Genomic DNA, 14943 nt, shown 5'->3' with positions numbered 1-14943 from the left:
TCAGCCCGCCCCCGCCCGCCAGCGCTGGCCCGTGCCGTCGTTCGCCGGGGAGAGGGAGAGTTCGTCGTCGCCGGCCGGGGTGAGGGCTGTTGCGAGGGCTATTTCCGGGCGGATCTCGCCGTCGGGGGTCACGGTGAAGCGGAGGTTGTCGCCGTTGTCGCCGTCCACCGAGTCGCAGCTCCAGATGCCGACGCCCTTGTCGACCGAACCCCGGCTGTCCAGGCAGAAGTCGGGATCCGCGGCGGACTGCAGGACGCCCCGGTCCGGGTCGACCCGCCAGCGCTGGGTGGCGGAGGCGGAGCAGGGGGCCGTGATCACGTCGGTGCCGTTGTCGAAGTCGCCGTCGCGGACGTCCAGGCAGCGGGCGGTGCCGAGGTTCACGACCTGGGCGTAGGAGGTTCCGGGGGGTCTGGGGGTGGGGGTGCGGGAGGGGGACGGGCTCGGAGACCGGGTGGGGGTATGTGACATAGCACTGGTCGTGGGTGTCGGCGTAGGCGTACGCGCAGGCGTGGGCGAGCCGCCGGACGGACTCGGCGGCACGGTCGCCGTCACGGTCACCTGGGGGCTCGACGGCAGCGGGGTCGCGGCCGCGGGGTCCGGGGCGTGCGTGTCCCGGTTGGCCAGGAGGACCAGCAGCAGCGGTACGAGGGCGACGCCCAGCGCCGTGGAGGTGAGGAGCAGGCGCCGGGACGGCTGCCGGCGCTGCCGGGCCGGGGCCGTCGCCGGGGCGGCGGGGAGCGCCGGCGGGGTGTCCTGGCGTGCGTACGCCGTTCCGGCCCACGGCAGCAGGCCCTCCGCCAGGGTCTCGCGCGGACTGTCCCGGAGCGCGGTGAGGTCCTCGAACGCGGCCGTGCAGTGCGGGCAGTGCGCCATGTGCGCGTGCAGGTCGGGGCTGTGCCGGGGGTTCTCCGGGCGGACCGACTCCTCGATCAGGCGGCGGAAGTCCGCGCAGCGCGGGTCGTCCGAGGCGGCCAGGCGGGTGCGCAGGCAGGCCTGGGCCAGGGACTGGAGGGCGGGCGGGATGCCGTACCGGACGTCCTCGGGGGTCAGGCCGAGGTACGTCGCGGTGCGTTCGGCGGGTTCCTGGTCCAGCACGCCGTACCAGATCAGGCCCTGGGTGCGGGACGGCAGGGACTGGAACGCCGGGAGCAGGCGCGGGGTCGGGCCGCCGGGGACGCCGGAGGAGTTGAGGACCAGCAGGAGGGTGGCGTCCAGGGCGGCGGAGCGTTCGTCGCCGGACCAGTCGGCGGCCAGCCGGGCGGTGAGCAGGAGCAGGTGGTGGCGGAGGGGGACGACCGGCTCGGCGCCGCGCGCGATGTCGCGGGCGGCGGTGGTGAAGGTCTGCGCGGTGAGCCGGCGGGCCGCCGCGTCGCCGGCCGAGCAGAGCCGGGCGTAGGCGAGGACCGCCGGGTGGTGGCGGCCGCGGAGTTCCTGGAGGGCGGGGTAGGCGGTCGCGGTGGGCGTGCGCAGGAGCTCGGTCAGGCGAGTGTCCGAGGGCGGGTCGCCCTGGATGTCCTGGACCATCGTGCACCCCTTCTCGCAGGCCGTCCTTCCTGACGTACCGGCCAGTTTGGGGTGTGACTCGCGGTAGCGGGGGAGCTTTGGCCAAAGACGCACGGGCCGGGGCGGGGACCGGAGCCGGAGCCGGGGCGGGGGCCGGGTGGGGGGAGAGTTCCCTCGCCCCGGCGGCGGGCGGTCCGGCCGGGGCTATTCCTCCAGCGTCAGTGCCCTGCGCAGCTGCACCAGGGTGCGGGACAACAGCCGGGAGACGTGCATCTGGGAGATCCCGAGTTCGTCGCCGATCTCCGACTGGGTCATGCCCGCGACGAAGCGGAGGGAGAGAATGGTGCGGTCCCTGGCCGGGAGCCCGGCGATGAGGGGCTTCAGGGACTCGATGTACTCGATGCCCTCCAGGCCGTGGTCCTCGTAGCCGATGCGGTCCGCCAGCGCGCCCTCGGACTCGTCCTCCTCGGGCTGCGCGTCCAGGGAGGAGGCGGTGTAGGCGTTGGACGCCGCCATGCCCTCGACGACCTCCTCGTCGGAGAGGCCGAGGCGTTCCGCGAGTTCCGTGACCGTGGGGGCGCGGTCCAGCTTCTGGGCCAGTTCGTCGCCCGCCTTGGCGAGGTCGAGGCGGAGCTCCTGGAGACGGCGCGGGACGCGTACCGACCACGACGTGTCGCGGAAGAAGCGCTTGATCTCGCCGATGATCGTCGGCATCGCGAAGGTGGGGAACTCGACGCCGCGGGAGAGTTCGAAGCGGTCGATCGCCTTGATCAGCCCGATGGTGCCGACCTGGACGATGTCCTCCATCGGTTCGCTGCGGGAGCGGAAGCGGGCGGCGGCGAACCTGACCAGCGCGAGGTTCAGCTCGACGAGGGTGTTGCGGACGTACGAGTACGCGTGCGTGCCTTCCTCCAGCGACTCCAGCCGCTCGAAGAGGGTCTTGGACAGGGCTCGCGCGTCGACCGCGCCGACCTCGTCGTACGGGGGGATCTCCGGGAGTCCGAGTCCGGCGAAGAATCCCTCGATGGCATCCAGTGGTTCCGGTGGGGGTGTCGACGTCGCGGTCGGGGTGTGCGAGGCGTCGAGCCGGGGTGACATGGTGTCCTCCGTCGTTCTCGGCAATGAGGCTGCCGGGGCCGTGCGTGCACTGCGGTGTGCGGCGCCTCCAAAGCCGGCCGTGTCGGTTGCGTGTCCCTACTAGCCCTACCCGCTCCGCCGAGCCGGTCGCAAGTCCGTTCTATTATCATTTGTCCTGTTCCGAGAGGTTGTTCGGGTGTCGGGTTGCGTGCAGAAGGCGTAATGTTCGAGGGCGTCGACACGGCGTTCGGCGGACATCGGTGGGCATCGTCGGACAACGGTCGGACGGTGGCGGAAGCGGTCACGACCTCGGGAGAGAGACGGCAATGGACCACGGGACGGTCGGCAGCGCACAGTCGGGCCGGCTGCTGGTGGAGGTGCGGGAAGAGGGCCCCAGCGCCGTCCTGGTTCCGGCGGGTGAGCTCGACCACCACACCGCCGACCTGTTGCGCGAACCGCTCGACGATCTCCTCGACAAGGGGTTCTCGCGCCTCGTCGTCGACTGCTCACGCCTTGAGTTCTGCGACTCCACCGGGCTGAACGTGCTGCTCGGTGCCCGGCTGCGGGCCGAGGCCGCCGGGGGTGGGGTGCACCTCGCCGGAATGCTGCCCGTCGTCGCCCGGGTCTTCGAGATCACCGGCGCCGAGGCGGTCTTCACCGTCCACGACTCCGTCGCTGCGGCACTGGCCGACGACGACGGCAGGGGCGGCGGGGCCGGCACCGCCGGCGCGACCGGCGGCGAGGGCTGAGCCCCGGCCGGCCCGGCGTCCGGAACCGGGGGGTGTTCCCGTGGATCGCTCGGGCAGGAGAGATTCTGGATCTGTCGCCGCCCGGCCCGGCCCTGACCGAGCCGATCACGCCGGCCGGCGACACGAACCGCAGCAACACGAAGTTTTCCAAGTGAACCGGTGAATCGGTGAGGTGAAGCGCTGATGAGCACCACTCGGCCTTACCCGCCGGGCGACCGCGGCCCGGAGCCCAGCGGTGCTTCGGGGATGTCAGGGGAGGCGGCGTCCGACGAGCTGCCGGCCTCGACGGGGGGTCGTCAGGTCCGCAGACTGCGCCTTCACGGCGAGAGCGGGGTCGTACCGCTCGCCCGCGATTTCGCCCGCGAGGCACTGCACGCGTGGGGGTGGCTGCCGGCCGCGACGGCCGACCGCAGGGCCGCCGCCGAGGACGTGCTGCTCGTCGTCTCCGAGCTGGTCACGAACGCGTGCCTGCATGCGGAGGGGCCGGACGAGCTGTTCCTGGCCTGCGACCGGAAGGTGATCCGGGTGGAGGTGTCCGACCGGGGGGCCGGGCAGCCGGCGCCGCGGACGCCGCACCGGGCGGGGCGGCCTGGGGGGCACGGGATGTTCATCGTGCAACGGCTGTGTCTGGACTGGGGAGTTGTGCGGACGCCGGGGGCGGCCGGGAAGACGGTGTGGGCAGAGCTGGGGGCGCCGGCGTAAGGGGGGTGCCGCCCGGTGCCGGTTCGCGGATGCGGGTTGTGAGTGGTTGCTCGGGCAGTTCCCCGCGCCCCTTACGGGGCGCTTTGGCATCCCCACACTTCCGCCACGCCCTTTCTCTTCCCTCCTCATGGGCCCCGGCGTACCTTGACGGCCGAATCTGATACCTCGTCAGTAACGAATGGGGTGGACCGACCGTGTCGTCGTACCCGAAACGTACCGCCGTGCTCGCGTCCGCCGCCGCCCTGGCCGGATCGGCGGTGCTGCTCGCCGCCCCCGCGGCGCACGCCACCGTCGTCAACGTCAACTACCACTGCAAGACGCCGATCGGGGACAAGAGCGCCGTCTCCCCGATCGACATCACGGGCGTCAAGAGCGGCAGCGGCTACAAGATCACGATGTCCTGGCAGAAGGGCGTCTCCTCCAGCCCCGTCGAACTCGGCAAGGGCGCGATGAACCCGAGCGCCACCATCAAGCTCGGCGGCGCCGACAGCGGCACCCTGAACGTCACCGGCTCCGCCAACCAGGCCGCGATCCCCGCCAACACCCCCATCAAGATCAACGACTTGAGCGGCACGTACACCCCGGAGAAGTCCGGCAAGGTGACGTTCACGGCGGGCACGCTCACCATCAAGGCGCTCGGTACGACGACCACCTGCACCCCCACCAACAGCCCCGGCCCGTCCCTGACCCTGGACGTGACCGCGGCGGGCGGCGGTTCGAGCAGTTCCGGCAGTTCCGGATCGTCGTCGTCCGGCAGCACCGGCACCGACTCCGGAGGCACCCTCCCGAAGACCGGTCCCGAGGACTCGTTCGTCGCCCTCGGCACCCTCGGCGGCACCGTGCTCCTCGCGGGCGCGGCCGGCACCCTCTGGCTGACCCGGCGGAACCAGACCGTACGCCGCTGACCTCCGGGTCCGACCGCTGGAGCCGCCCATGCCGTCCGCCCAGTCCGCCGCCCGGCCAGCCGCCCGGTCCGCCGCCGGTGTCCTCGGCCTCGCCGCGCTGACCCTGCTCGCCACCGCCCCGCGCGCGTCGGCCGCCGAGGGCTGGTCCCTCGCGCCCGCGGGCGACGGCCGCCCCTCCTTCTACGCCGAGGGCGCCCCCGGGACGGTCCTCCAGGACACCGTGTCGGTGACCAACTCCGGCAGCCACCCCGTCACGGTACGGCTGACCGGCACCGGCACCGGCACCGGCACCGGCACCGGCGTCCCCGTCACCTTCGCCGAGCCGACCGTCCGGGTCCCCGCACGCACCCGCGCCGACGTCCCCTTCACCATGACCGTCCCGGCGGGCGCGGCCCCCGGCGACCGCTCCGGCACGCTCCTCGCGAAGGACGCCGACGGCCGCACCGCCACCGCCCGCATCCGCCTGCACGTCGGCGGCCCCGCGCTCTCCGCGCTGACCGTCGAACACGTCGCCGTCCACGGTGACCGCATCACGTACGACCTGGTCAACCGGGGTACGACCGTGCTCGTGCCGAAGCTGGCGGTGCGCGCCCGAGGCCTCTTCGGCCGGGTCCTCCTGGACCGGGCCGCGCGCACCCTCCCGGTCCGCCTCGCCCCGGGCACCCGCACCGGACTCAGCGAGCCCTGGCCCGGCCGCCCCGCCCTGGACGCGGTCGACATCCGCCTGACGGCGACGGCGGCGGACGGCGCGCACGACACGGCCGGCACCGAGGCGCGGTTCGTGCCGTGGGGCGCGGTCGCGGGGACCGCGGGCGCGCTCACGGCCGGGGCCGCCGTGACGGTCGTACGGCTGCGCAGACGGCGCGCCGGCCGGCCGGCCGAACCCCCGCCCACGGATACGTACACGGACAGGGACAGGGACACGGACAGGGACACGGACGTCGAGTTGACGGGAGCAGTGAGGTGAGGGTGCGTGCGGTCCCGGGACCGGTCCCCGTGCTGGCGGCGCTGGCGGCGCTGGCGGCGGTGTTCTCGCTGCTCCTCGCGCCCCTGGCGACGGCCGCCGGCGGGCCGGCCGTCAAGGTCTCCGAGTCCCAGGCCGGCACCGGCGGTTCGGTCACCGTCAGCGGCACCGGCTGGCGGCCGCACACCCTGCTGATGATGCTGGTCTGCGGCCAGTCCAGTCCGTCCCGGGGCGTGATCGGCGGCACCAACTCCTGCGCCAACGCCGACGGACGGGCCGTCACCACCGACGCGGACGGCGCCTTCAGCAAGCAGCTCCCGGTCGCCGAACCGCCGGTCCCCTGCCCCTGCGTGGTGCACGTGGCCACCGTGACCGGTGCCGGCGCCGACGCGGACGCCGCCTTCCAGGTCGCCGGCCACCCGGTCAAGGCGCTGCCCGCCGAGTCCACCGGCGGCCGTCTGTCGATGCTCACCGACACCCGCCTCGACGGCTCTTCGGGCCTGCTGACCTGGTTCGGGGCACCCCCGTCCCGCACCCTCGTCTTCACCATCGGCAACGCGGGCACCTCCACCCTGAAGGACCCCGTCTTCCAGGTCGGCACCGCGCACGGCGTGTTCGCCCCCCAGTGGGACGAGCAGCAGTGGCACGGCACCCTCGCGCCCGGCAAGAAGGCGCAGGTCAAACTGCCCGTCGAACTCTCCGCCGGGGCACACGGCGACTACGCCGTCTCCCTCAGGTACGACGGCAAGATCCTCGCCGAGCAGCCCTGGGGCGTCGGCCGCCCGTGGGGCGTGACCCTCTTCTGGCTCCTGCTCTGCGTGGTCGTACCGGCGGCGGTCTTCCGCATCGGCATGGCGGTGGTGGACCGGGTCCGGCCGCCCCGCGCCGGCGGCATCCGGCACCGGGGAGTGCCCCGTCCGGTCCTCCGCGTGCCGCGCCTGCGCGCCCCGGAGCCCGCGCCCCCGGCGACGACCACCACCTCGACCCTGCCGTGGTTCACCCCGGACTCCGCTCCGGGCGCGACGGCCGGCCGGCTCTCCGCACCGCACGACGACAGCTCCGCGAGTCCCACGACTCCGACGACGAAAGGACCGACGTGATCATGCGAAGGAGAGTGACACCGGTACCGGCCAGAGCGGGCGCGGCGGCGGCCGCCCTGGTCCTCGCCGGGGCGGGCGCCCTGCTCGGCACGGCTGCGGGGACCGCCCAGGCGGCCGAGGTGTCGTACGCCACCCACTGCGTACCGCCCGCCGGGGTCGCGGACCCGATCGACGGGACCACCAAGGTCGAGATCACCGCGCCCGCCGCGGCGAAGGTCGGCGACACCGTCGACATCACCTGGAAGTTCGTGCAGGCCGCGTCCAAGAACCCGGACATCGTCGTCATCGGCAAGGACCAGGTCCAGCCGTCCGGCACGCTCAAGGCGGCCGGGGCCCAGACCGCCGACATCGCCATGCAGGGGCCGCGCGAGAACCCGGAGATCCCCAAGGGCGGCGACATGGTGCTGTCCGACATGACCGGCACGCTGAAACTGACCTCGCCCGGCGAGGTGACGCTCACGCCGGACGCGTACACGGTCAACGCGTACACGACGGACACCGTGTGCACCCCGACGGAGACGGTGCCGAAGGCGGCGACCATCGAGGTGACGGCCGGGAACGGTTCGTCGAGCGGCTCGGCCTCGCCCTCGGACACCGGCTCGGCGTCCCCGTCGGGCTCGGCGAGCCCCTCCGACTCGGCGTCGGCCTCCGCGTCCGCTTCCGACGGCACGGGCAGCGACCAGACCGACTTCACCGGCAAGGAGGTCAAGATCCCCTACGCCTGCAAGACGCCCCTCGGCGACAAGAGCGCGACCTCGCCGGTGCAGATCAACGCCAAGAAGAACGGCGGCAGTTTCGACCTCACCGTGAAGTTCAACGGGTCGGTGATGGACAGCCCCGCCCCCATCCCGGCGGACTCGGTGAAGCCGTCGATGGAGGTTGTCCTGGGCGGCGCCGACAAGGGCACGGTCCATGTGGAGGGCCCGACCAACTCCGCGGCCATCAAGACCGGCGACCCGATCACGATCCCCGACCTGACGGGCACCTACAAGCCGGGGGCGAGCGGCGAGTCGACCCTGTCGCCGGGCGTCCTGACGGTCACGGCACTCGGTACGACGACGACGTGCACGCCGACGAAGACCGCGGTCTCGCTGACCCTGGACACGACGGAACAGGCGAGCGGGGCATCGGGTTCGACGAGCGGTTCGAGCAGCAGCGGCGGCCTCGCGGAGACCGGCGACAGCAGCAACGGCGCACTGAAGGCGCTGGGCCTGGTGGCGGGCACCGCGATCCTGCTGGGCGGCGCGGTCTTCACGTTCATGCCTCGGAAGAGGACGCGCTGATTCCCTAGGGGCGCTGGGGGAGAAACTGCGCGACCAGCCACATACAGCGGACAGCCGAAAACGCAAGAGGGCCACCGGAATCCAGAATCCCGGTGGCCCTCTGTCGAAGACGCTAGTGAACGTCGCCCATGAGCTCGCGTACCTTCTTCCGGTACATCCACACAGCCGCACCGGCAAGCACCGCGAGCGCCGCCTGGAACGCCACGATCCCCGTCTTGTTCAGGTCGACACCCGCGATGGACAGCAGACCGGTCGTCGCGTCACCCGCGGTGACCGCCAGGAACCACACACCCATCATCTGGGACGCGTACTTCGCCGGCGCCATCTTGGTCGTCACGGACAGACCCACCGGGGACAGCATCAGCTCGCCCACGGTCTGCACGAAGTAGATCCCGACCAGCCACATCGCCGCGGCCTTGTGACCGCCGTCGGCGATCGACAGCGGCGCGAGGAACAGGAAGAACGACGCACCGATCAGCACCAGGCCACCGGCGAACTTCACGGCCGTGCTCGGCTCCTTGCCGCGCCGCGCCATCGCCAGCCACGCCCAGGCGAACACCGGCGCGAACGCCATGATCATGACCGGGTTGACGGACTGGTACCAGGAGACCGGGAAGTTCCAGCCGAAGATCGTGTTCTTCGCGGACGCGTCGGCGAACAGGGAGACGGTCGAACCGCCCTGGTCGTAGATCATCCAGAAGACGGCGGCGGCCACGAAGAACCAGATGTACGCGCTCATCTTGGACTGCTCGGCGCGGTCCAGGTCCTTGTCGCGCTTGATGCGGGCGATGACGAAGACCGGGATCACCAGACCGGCGATCGTGATCGGGACCAGCAGCCAGTTCAGCGTGTAGACGCCGGAGACACCCACGACGACGTAGAAGACCGCGGCGACGGCGGCCCAGAAGCCGGCCTTCGTCAGCGTCGCCTTCTTCTCCGCGGCGGACAGCGGCGTCGGGACGATGTCCGAGCGCGAGTTCAGGTGGCGGGTGCCGAGCAGGAACTGGGCGAGACCCAGGGCCATGCCGACCGCGGCGAGGGCGAAGCCCAGGTGCCAGTTGTAGTTCTCGCCGACCGTGCCGATGACCAGCGGCGCGGCGAACGCGCCCACGTTGATGCCGATGTAGAAGAGCGTGAAGCCACCGTCACGGCGCGGGTCGTCCGGGCCCTCGTACAGGTGGCCGACCATCGTGGAGATGTTGGCCTTCAGCAGACCGGAACCTATGGCGACCAGGCCGAGACCCGCGAAGAAGGTGCCGGCGCTGGGCAGCGCCAGCGTCAGGTGGCCGAGCATGATGATCGTGCCCGCGACGGCGACCGTCTTGCGGGGGCCGAGCACACGGTCGGCGAACCAGCCGCCCGGCAGGGCGAGCAGGTACACGAGCGACAGGTACACGGAGTAGATCGCCGTCGCCGTGGCCGCGGTCATGTGCAGGCCGCCGGGAGCGACCAGGTACAGCGGGAGCAGGGCCTTCATGCCGTAGTAGGAGAACCGCTCCCACATCTCGGTCATGAAGAGAGTGGCCAGTCCGCGGGGGTGGCCGAAGAAGGTCTTCTCGGAACCGGGGGTGCCCGGTCGGACCGAGTCCTTCGTCAGGCTGGACGCCATGGGTCGTTCCTTGCTGGTCGGAGCGCGCGGTGGGGCTGTGCGCGCCCGTGGGGGGAGCGGCCGGCACCGGCGGGTCGGACCGTCCACCCCACGCCCAGGGGGAGTCCGCTCCGGATCACGGAGCGGCGGACGGCGACCACCGGGATCCACGCCCCGTGACGCTGTGTCGCGTCCGGAGCCCGGCCAGAGGTCATTCCTTTCAAGGCTGGCCAGGCCAGCCCGCACACAAAAGAGACCTTCAGTGCGACATTCCCACCAAAGGTCACCGGGTGTACTACAGGCGTTCACGTCACTGTACGTCAGGACACTGCCGGATATGGAAGGACTTGAGACAGGGATCACAGGTGTCGGTGGAACCTCGCACCCGGTTTCGAAGGTCCCTCCTACGATCGCACCTCTCGCCCATAGGTTCGTACCACTGTGCCCCAAGGTAAGAATCCCTGGTGCCGATCACACTCCAGTACTGCGCGTAATCGGACTACCATCACCCCATGACCCGTGTACTGCTCGCCGAGGACGACGCGTCCATCTCGGAGCCGCTGGCCCGCGCACTGCGCCGGGAAGGTTACGAGGTCGAGGTGCGCGAGGACGGACCCACCGCGCTCGACGCCGGAATGCAGGGCGGCATCGACCTGGTCGTGCTGGACCTCGGGCTGCCCGGCATGGACGGCCTGGAGGTGGCGCGCCGGCTGCGTGCCGAGGGCCACGCCGTGCCGATCCTCATCCTGACCGCGCGGGCCGACGAGGTGGACACCGTCGTCGGCCTCGACGCGGGCGCCGACGACTACGTCACCAAGCCGTTCCGCCTCGCCGAACTGCTCGCCCGGGTGCGGGCGCTGCTGCGGCGCGGCGCCGCGGAGCCGGCGCAGCCGCCGGCCACGCACGGTGTGCGGATCGACGTCGAGTCGCACCGGGCGTGGATGGGCGACGAGGAACTCCAGCTCACCGCGAAGGAGTTCGACCTGCTGCGGGTGCTGGTGCGGGACGCGGGGCGGGTCGTCACGCGGGACCAGCTGATGCGGGAGGTCTGGGACACGACCTGGTGGTCGTCGACCAAGACGCTCGACATGCACATCTCGTGGCTGCGCAAGAAGCTCGGCGACGACGCGGCGAACCCCCGGTACATCGCTACCGTGCGTGGTGTCGGGTTCCGGTTCGAGAAGAGCTAGATCGGCTACGCGCGTTGCGCCGTGGGTGGCTGGTGTGGTGTGCGCGACGGGCCGTCGCAGTGGGCTGGTCGCGCCCCGCGGCGGCAGCCGCATATCGATAGCGTCCCGCGCTCCTTTCGGGGCGCTGATGTGGCCGTTTCCCGGAGAGTGTCGTGCGTCGTCGTCTGATTCAGTCCACCCTCGCCGTCGTGCTCGTCGTCATCGCCGTGTTCGGGGTCTCCCTGGTGATCGTCGAGAGCCGGACCATCAGCAACAGCGCCCAGGAACGCGTCGACTCCGAGGCGCTCCGCCTCGCGAGCATCGTCGACAGCCGGATCCTCGGGGACGAGGACGTCACCGCCGCGATACTGCGGAGCCAGGTCGGCAAGGACCAGTACGCCGTCATCCGGATCCCCGGCAAGGCGCCGATCGAGCTCGGGGTCAGGCCCGAGGGCGATGTCATCCACTACACGGCCGACGGTGAGGAAGGCGAGACGGTCACCGTCCAGGAGCCGCGGTCGACGGTGACCCGGGAGGTCGGCCGTACGCTGCTGATCATCGGGGCCGTCGCGCTGCTCGCCGTGATCGCCGCCGTGCTGCTCGCCATCCGGCAGGCCAACCGGCTCGCCTCCCCGCTCACCGACCTCGCGGAGACCGCCGAGCGGCTGGGGTCCGGTGACCCGCGGCCCCGGCACAAGCGGTACGGCGTACCCGAGCTGGACCGGGTCGCCGATGTGCTGGACTCCTCCGCCGAGCGGATCGGGCGGATGCTCACCGCCGAGCGGCGCCTCGCCGCCGACGCCTCCCACCAGCTGCGCACGCCCCTGACCGCGCTGTCCATGCGGCTGGAGGAGATCACCCTCACCGACGACCCGGACATCGTGAAGGAGGAGGCGAACGTGGCGCTCACGCAGGTGGAGCGGCTCACGGACGTCGTGGAGCGGCTGCTGACGAACTCCCGGGACCCGCGTACCGGCTCCGCCGTCTCCTTCGACCTGGACGAGGTCATCCAGCAGCAGCTCGCCGAGTGGCGGCCCGCCTACCGCAGCTCGGGCCGGGCGATCGTCAGCTCCGGCAAGCGGCACCTGCGCGCGGTCGGCACGCCGGGCGCGGTGGCGCAGGTGCTGGCCGCGCTGATCGAGAACTCGCTGATGCACGGGGGCGGCACCGTCGCCCTGCGCACCCGGGTCACCGGCAACCAGGCGGTGGTCGAGGTGACCGACGAGGGCGCCGGCGTCCCCGCCGACCTGGGCAACCGCATCTTCGAGCGGACCATCAGCGGCCGCAACTCCACCGGGATCGGGCTGGCCGTCGCACGTGACCTCGCGGAGGCCGACGGAGGCCGGCTGGAGCTGCTGCAGGCCCAGCCGCCGGTGTTCGGCCTGTTCCTGTCCCGCACCCCGCCGCCGCACAAGCCGGACGACGACCTGCCGATGGTCCGCTAGGACCTGCCGGGAGGCCTGCCCGGGGGCTTGCCAGGGGCCTGCCGGGGGATGTCCTACCGCCTACCGAACCCGCTGCGCGGGCTTCTCGGTGTCGGCCGCCCGCTCCAGGATGGCCTCCGCGTCGGCGACCGCCTCACGCGCCGGCAGCGCCTTGAACACCCACGTGCGGTACGACCAGAAGCGGAACAGCGTCGCCACGCCGATGCCGACGAACTTGAAGACGTTGCTCTGCAGCGGGCTGTCCCAGCCGAAGCCGTAGGTGGCCAGGTACAGCAGCCCGTTCTCGATGACCAGGCCGACCGCGCTGAACAGCAGGAACAGGGTGAGTTCCTTGGTGCGGCCGCTCTTCTCGCGGTCCCGGTACGTCCAGTAGCGGAAGCCGAGGTAGTTGAAGACGATCGCGACGACCGTCGCTATGACGCTCGCCCGCACCACCGGCAGGTCGGTGACGTGCCGGACCAGGTTGAAGACGCCGAGATTGACGAGAATGCCGGCCCCGCCGACCGCGCCGAATTTGGCGACCTCGCGTACGAGCCGTTGCAGCCCCGAGGAACCACGTTCCATGGTTGTGCGGGCTCCTGTCCGTAGGTATTGCGACCCAGCCACTCTAACGACCCAGTATCTCCGATGGCTGTGGATGGCGACACAGGTCGGGAAAGGCTTGGGAAGAGCTGCGGAAACGCGCGGGAAAAGCGGGGCAAGAGGCGTCGAAGCGTCGGGTAAGAGCCCAGGTCGCGGGCGCGGAAACCGGCCACCCCGGCGCGGCCGATACCCTAGGGGCGTGACGTTCCCGGTAGTCGGCATGGTCGGCGGGGGTCAGCTCGCGCGTATGACGCACGAGGCAGGCATCCCGCTGGGCATCAGGTTCAAGCTCCTCAGTGACACCCCCCAGGATTCCGCGGCCCAGGTGGTGAGCGATGTCGTCATCGGCGACTACCGCGACCTGGAGACGCTGCGCGCGTTCGCGCGCGGCTGCGACGTGATCACCTTCGACCACGAGCACGTGCCGACCGAGCACCTGCGGGCCCTGGAGGCGGACGGCGTCCCCGTGCGCCCCGGTCCGGACGCGCTGGTGCACGCCCAGGACAAGGGCGTGATGCGGGCGAAGCTCGACGCGATCGGCGTGCCGTGTCCGCGGCACCGGATCGTGACCGACCAGGAGGACGTGGTCCGGTTCGCGGCCGAGGGCGACGGCTTCCCCGTCGTCCTGAAGACCGTGCGCGGCGGCTACGACGGCAAGGGCGTGTGGGTCGTCGAGACGGCCGAGGAGGCCGCCGACCCCTTCCGGGCCGGCGTGCCCGTCCTCGCCGAGGAGAAGGTCGACTACGTCCGCGAGCTCGCCGCCAACGTCGTACGCTCCCCGCACGGCCAGGCGGTCGCCTACCCGGTGGTCGAGTCCCAGCAGGTGAACGGCGTCTGCGACACGGTCATCGCGCCCGCCCCCGACCTCGACGAGTCCCTCGCGCTGCAGGCCGAGGAGATGGCCCTGCGGATCGCCAAGGAGCTGGGCGTGGTCGGCCACCTGGCCGTCGAGCTGTTCCAGACCCGCGACGGCCGCATCCTCGTCAACGAACTGGCGATGCGCCCGCACAACTCCGGCCACTGGAGCCAGGACGGCGCGATCACCAGCCAGTTCGCCAACCACGTCCGCGCCGTCCTAGACCTGCCCCTGGGCGACCCGCGGCCGCGCGCCAAGTGGACGGTCATGGTCAACGTCCTGGGCGGCGACTACCCGGACATGTACTCCGCGTACCTGCACTGCATGGCCCGCGACCCCAAACTGAAGATCCACATGTACGGCAAGGACGTGAAGCCCGGCCGCAAGGTCGGTCACGTCAACACCTACGGCGACGACCTGGACGACGTTCTCGACCGCGCACGTCACGCTGCCGGCTACCTGAGAGGCACGATCACAGAATGAGCCCCGTTGTTGGCATCGTCATGGGTTCGGACTCCGACTGGCCCGTCATGGAGGCCGCGGCCCAGGCCCTCGACGAGTTCGAGATCGCGTACGAGGTGGACGTCGTCTCCGCGCACCGCATGCCGCGCGAGATGGTGACGTACGGCGAGCAGGCCGCCGAGCGCGGCCTCAAGGTGATCATCGCGGGCGCGGGCGGTGCCGCCCACCTGCCCGGCATGCTCGCCTCCGTCACCCCCCTCCCGGTCATCGGCGTACCCGTCCCGCTGAAGTACCTCGACGGCATGGACAGCCTCCTGTCCATCGTGCAGATGCCGGCCGGTGTCCCGGTCGCCGCGGTCTCCGTCGCCGGTGCCCGCAACGCGGGCCTGCTGGCCGCCCGGATCCTCGCCGCGCACGACGAGGACCTGCTGCAGAAGATGCGCGACTTCCAGCAGGACCTCAACGACCAGGCCACCGAGAAGGGCAAGCGGCTGCGGGCCAAGGTCGACGGTGGGTCGAACGGCTTCGGCTTCGGCAAGTAGGACTCCGGGAAGCAAT

Annotated in this window: 14 protein-coding genes; 10 read left to right on the top strand and 4 right to left on the bottom strand. The window is 71.6% G+C overall.

The window, feature by feature from the left end:
• Window positions 1-1524 carry a ricin-type beta-trefoil lectin domain protein gene (locus tag ACFZB3_RS16765; RefSeq protein WP_391375991.1) on the bottom strand — a complete coding sequence of 508 codons (1524 nt, stop codon included), beginning with the start codon at window positions 1522-1524 and terminating at the stop codon, window positions 1-3.
• A gap of 183 nt (window positions 1525-1707) precedes the next feature.
• Window positions 1708-2601 carry a SigB/SigF/SigG family RNA polymerase sigma factor gene (locus tag ACFZB3_RS16760; protein ID WP_391375989.1) on the bottom strand — a complete coding sequence of 298 codons (894 nt, stop codon included), beginning with the start codon at window positions 2599-2601 and terminating at the stop codon, window positions 1708-1710.
• 305 nt (window positions 2602-2906) lie between these two features.
• On the opposite strand from ACFZB3_RS16760, the gene ACFZB3_RS16755 reads away from it, so the two are divergent.
• The 6 genes from ACFZB3_RS16755 (at window position 2907) to ACFZB3_RS16730 (ending at window position 8283) form a co-directional block, all read left to right on the top strand.
• Complete coding sequence (locus ACFZB3_RS16755) at window positions 2907-3329, top strand: anti-sigma factor antagonist (protein WP_391375987.1); 423 nt, start codon at window positions 2907-2909, stop codon at window positions 3327-3329.
• A 183-nt stretch (window positions 3330-3512) separates the two neighbouring features.
• Entirely contained in the window at window positions 3513-4031 is a 519-nt protein-coding gene (locus ACFZB3_RS16750; protein ID WP_391375985.1) for an ATP-binding protein, read from the top strand.
• 194 nt (window positions 4032-4225) lie between these two features.
• Window positions 4226-4936 (top strand): LPXTG cell wall anchor domain-containing protein, encoded by a 711-nt coding sequence (locus tag ACFZB3_RS16745; protein WP_391375982.1) that lies wholly within the window; start codon window positions 4226-4228, stop codon window positions 4934-4936.
• 28 nt (window positions 4937-4964) lie between these two features.
• The gene (locus tag ACFZB3_RS16740) at window positions 4965-5903 is read left to right on the top strand and encodes a hypothetical protein (RefSeq protein ID WP_391375979.1); all 939 of its coding nucleotides are present in this window, start codon (window positions 4965-4967) and stop codon (window positions 5901-5903) included.
• Window positions 5904-5905: 2 nt separating this feature from the next.
• The gene (locus ACFZB3_RS16735) at window positions 5906-7000 is read left to right on the top strand and encodes a hypothetical protein (protein WP_391376926.1); all 1095 of its coding nucleotides are present in this window, start codon (window positions 5906-5908) and stop codon (window positions 6998-7000) included.
• Between the two features lie 2 nt (window positions 7001-7002).
• Window positions 7003-8283, top strand: coding sequence for a hypothetical protein (locus ACFZB3_RS16730; RefSeq protein WP_391375977.1), 1281 nt, complete (start codon window positions 7003-7005; stop codon window positions 8281-8283).
• Window positions 8284-8395: 112 nt separating this feature from the next.
• Here the strand turns inward: ACFZB3_RS16730 and ACFZB3_RS16725 are convergent, their stop codons facing one another.
• Window positions 8396-9892 (bottom strand): oligopeptide:H+ symporter, encoded by a 1497-nt coding sequence (locus ACFZB3_RS16725; RefSeq protein ID WP_391375974.1) that lies wholly within the window; start codon window positions 9890-9892, stop codon window positions 8396-8398.
• Between the two features lie 491 nt (window positions 9893-10383).
• On the opposite strand from ACFZB3_RS16725, the gene ACFZB3_RS16720 reads away from it, so the two are divergent.
• Window positions 10384-11061, top strand: coding sequence for a response regulator transcription factor (locus ACFZB3_RS16720; RefSeq protein WP_007382513.1), 678 nt, complete (start codon window positions 10384-10386; stop codon window positions 11059-11061).
• Between the two features lie 152 nt (window positions 11062-11213).
• On the top strand, window positions 11214-12485 hold the full coding sequence (locus ACFZB3_RS16715) for an ATP-binding protein (protein ID WP_391375972.1): 1272 nt from the start codon (window positions 11214-11216) through the stop codon (window positions 12483-12485).
• Window positions 12486-12545: 60 nt separating this feature from the next.
• On the opposite strand, the gene ACFZB3_RS16710 is transcribed toward ACFZB3_RS16715, so the two are convergent.
• Window positions 12546-13049, bottom strand: a complete 504-nt coding sequence (locus ACFZB3_RS16710) for a GtrA family protein (protein WP_391375969.1) — start codon at window positions 13047-13049, stop codon at window positions 12546-12548.
• 217 nt (window positions 13050-13266) lie between these two features.
• Between ACFZB3_RS16710 and ACFZB3_RS16705 the strand changes: the two genes are divergently transcribed.
• Together ACFZB3_RS16705 and purE are read left to right on the top strand one after the other, a co-directional pair.
• Window positions 13267-14406, top strand: a complete 1140-nt coding sequence (locus ACFZB3_RS16705; protein WP_391375965.1) for a 5-(carboxyamino)imidazole ribonucleotide synthase — start codon at window positions 13267-13269, stop codon at window positions 14404-14406.
• Complete coding sequence (purE, locus tag ACFZB3_RS16700; protein WP_391375962.1) at window positions 14403-14927, top strand: 5-(carboxyamino)imidazole ribonucleotide mutase; 525 nt, start codon at window positions 14403-14405, stop codon at window positions 14925-14927. The genes ACFZB3_RS16705 and purE overlap by 4 nt, the downstream gene beginning before the upstream one ends.
• Window positions 14928-14943 lie beyond the last annotated feature (16 nt).

Source organism: Streptomyces sp. NPDC008092 (assembly GCF_042957285.1).
Taxonomy (GTDB): Bacteria; Actinomycetota; Actinomycetes; order Streptomycetales; family Streptomycetaceae; genus Streptomyces.
This window is presented reverse-complemented; position numbering and strand designations above follow the sequence as displayed.

Bases quoted from the DNA above. Each gene is read 5' to 3' on its own strand.
- ACFZB3_RS16720 (WP_007382513.1), top strand. From the start codon at position 10,384: ATGACCCGTGTACTGCTCGCCGAGGACGACGCGTCCATCTCGGAGCCG.
- ACFZB3_RS16740 (WP_391375979.1), top strand. From the start codon at position 4,965: ATGCCGTCCGCCCAGTCCGCCGCCCGGCCAGCCGCCCGGTCCGCCGCC.
- ACFZB3_RS16755 (WP_391375987.1), top strand. From the start codon at position 2,907: ATGGACCACGGGACGGTCGGCAGCGCACAGTCGGGCCGGCTGCTGGTG.
- ACFZB3_RS16765 (WP_391375991.1), bottom strand. From the start codon at position 1,524: ATGGTCCAGGACATCCAGGGCGACCCGCCCTCGGACACTCGCCTGACC.
- ACFZB3_RS16725 (WP_391375974.1), bottom strand. From the start codon at position 9,892: ATGGCGTCCAGCCTGACGAAGGACTCGGTCCGACCGGGCACCCCCGGT.
- ACFZB3_RS16730 (WP_391375977.1), top strand. From the start codon at position 7,003: ATGCGAAGGAGAGTGACACCGGTACCGGCCAGAGCGGGCGCGGCGGCG.
- ACFZB3_RS16710 (WP_391375969.1), bottom strand. From the start codon at position 13,049: ATGGAACGTGGTTCCTCGGGGCTGCAACGGCTCGTACGCGAGGTCGCC.
- ACFZB3_RS16750 (WP_391375985.1), top strand. From the start codon at position 3,513: ATGAGCACCACTCGGCCTTACCCGCCGGGCGACCGCGGCCCGGAGCCC.
- ACFZB3_RS16760 (WP_391375989.1), bottom strand. From the start codon at position 2,601: ATGTCACCCCGGCTCGACGCCTCGCACACCCCGACCGCGACGTCGACA.
- purE (WP_391375962.1), top strand. From the start codon at position 14,403: ATGAGCCCCGTTGTTGGCATCGTCATGGGTTCGGACTCCGACTGGCCC.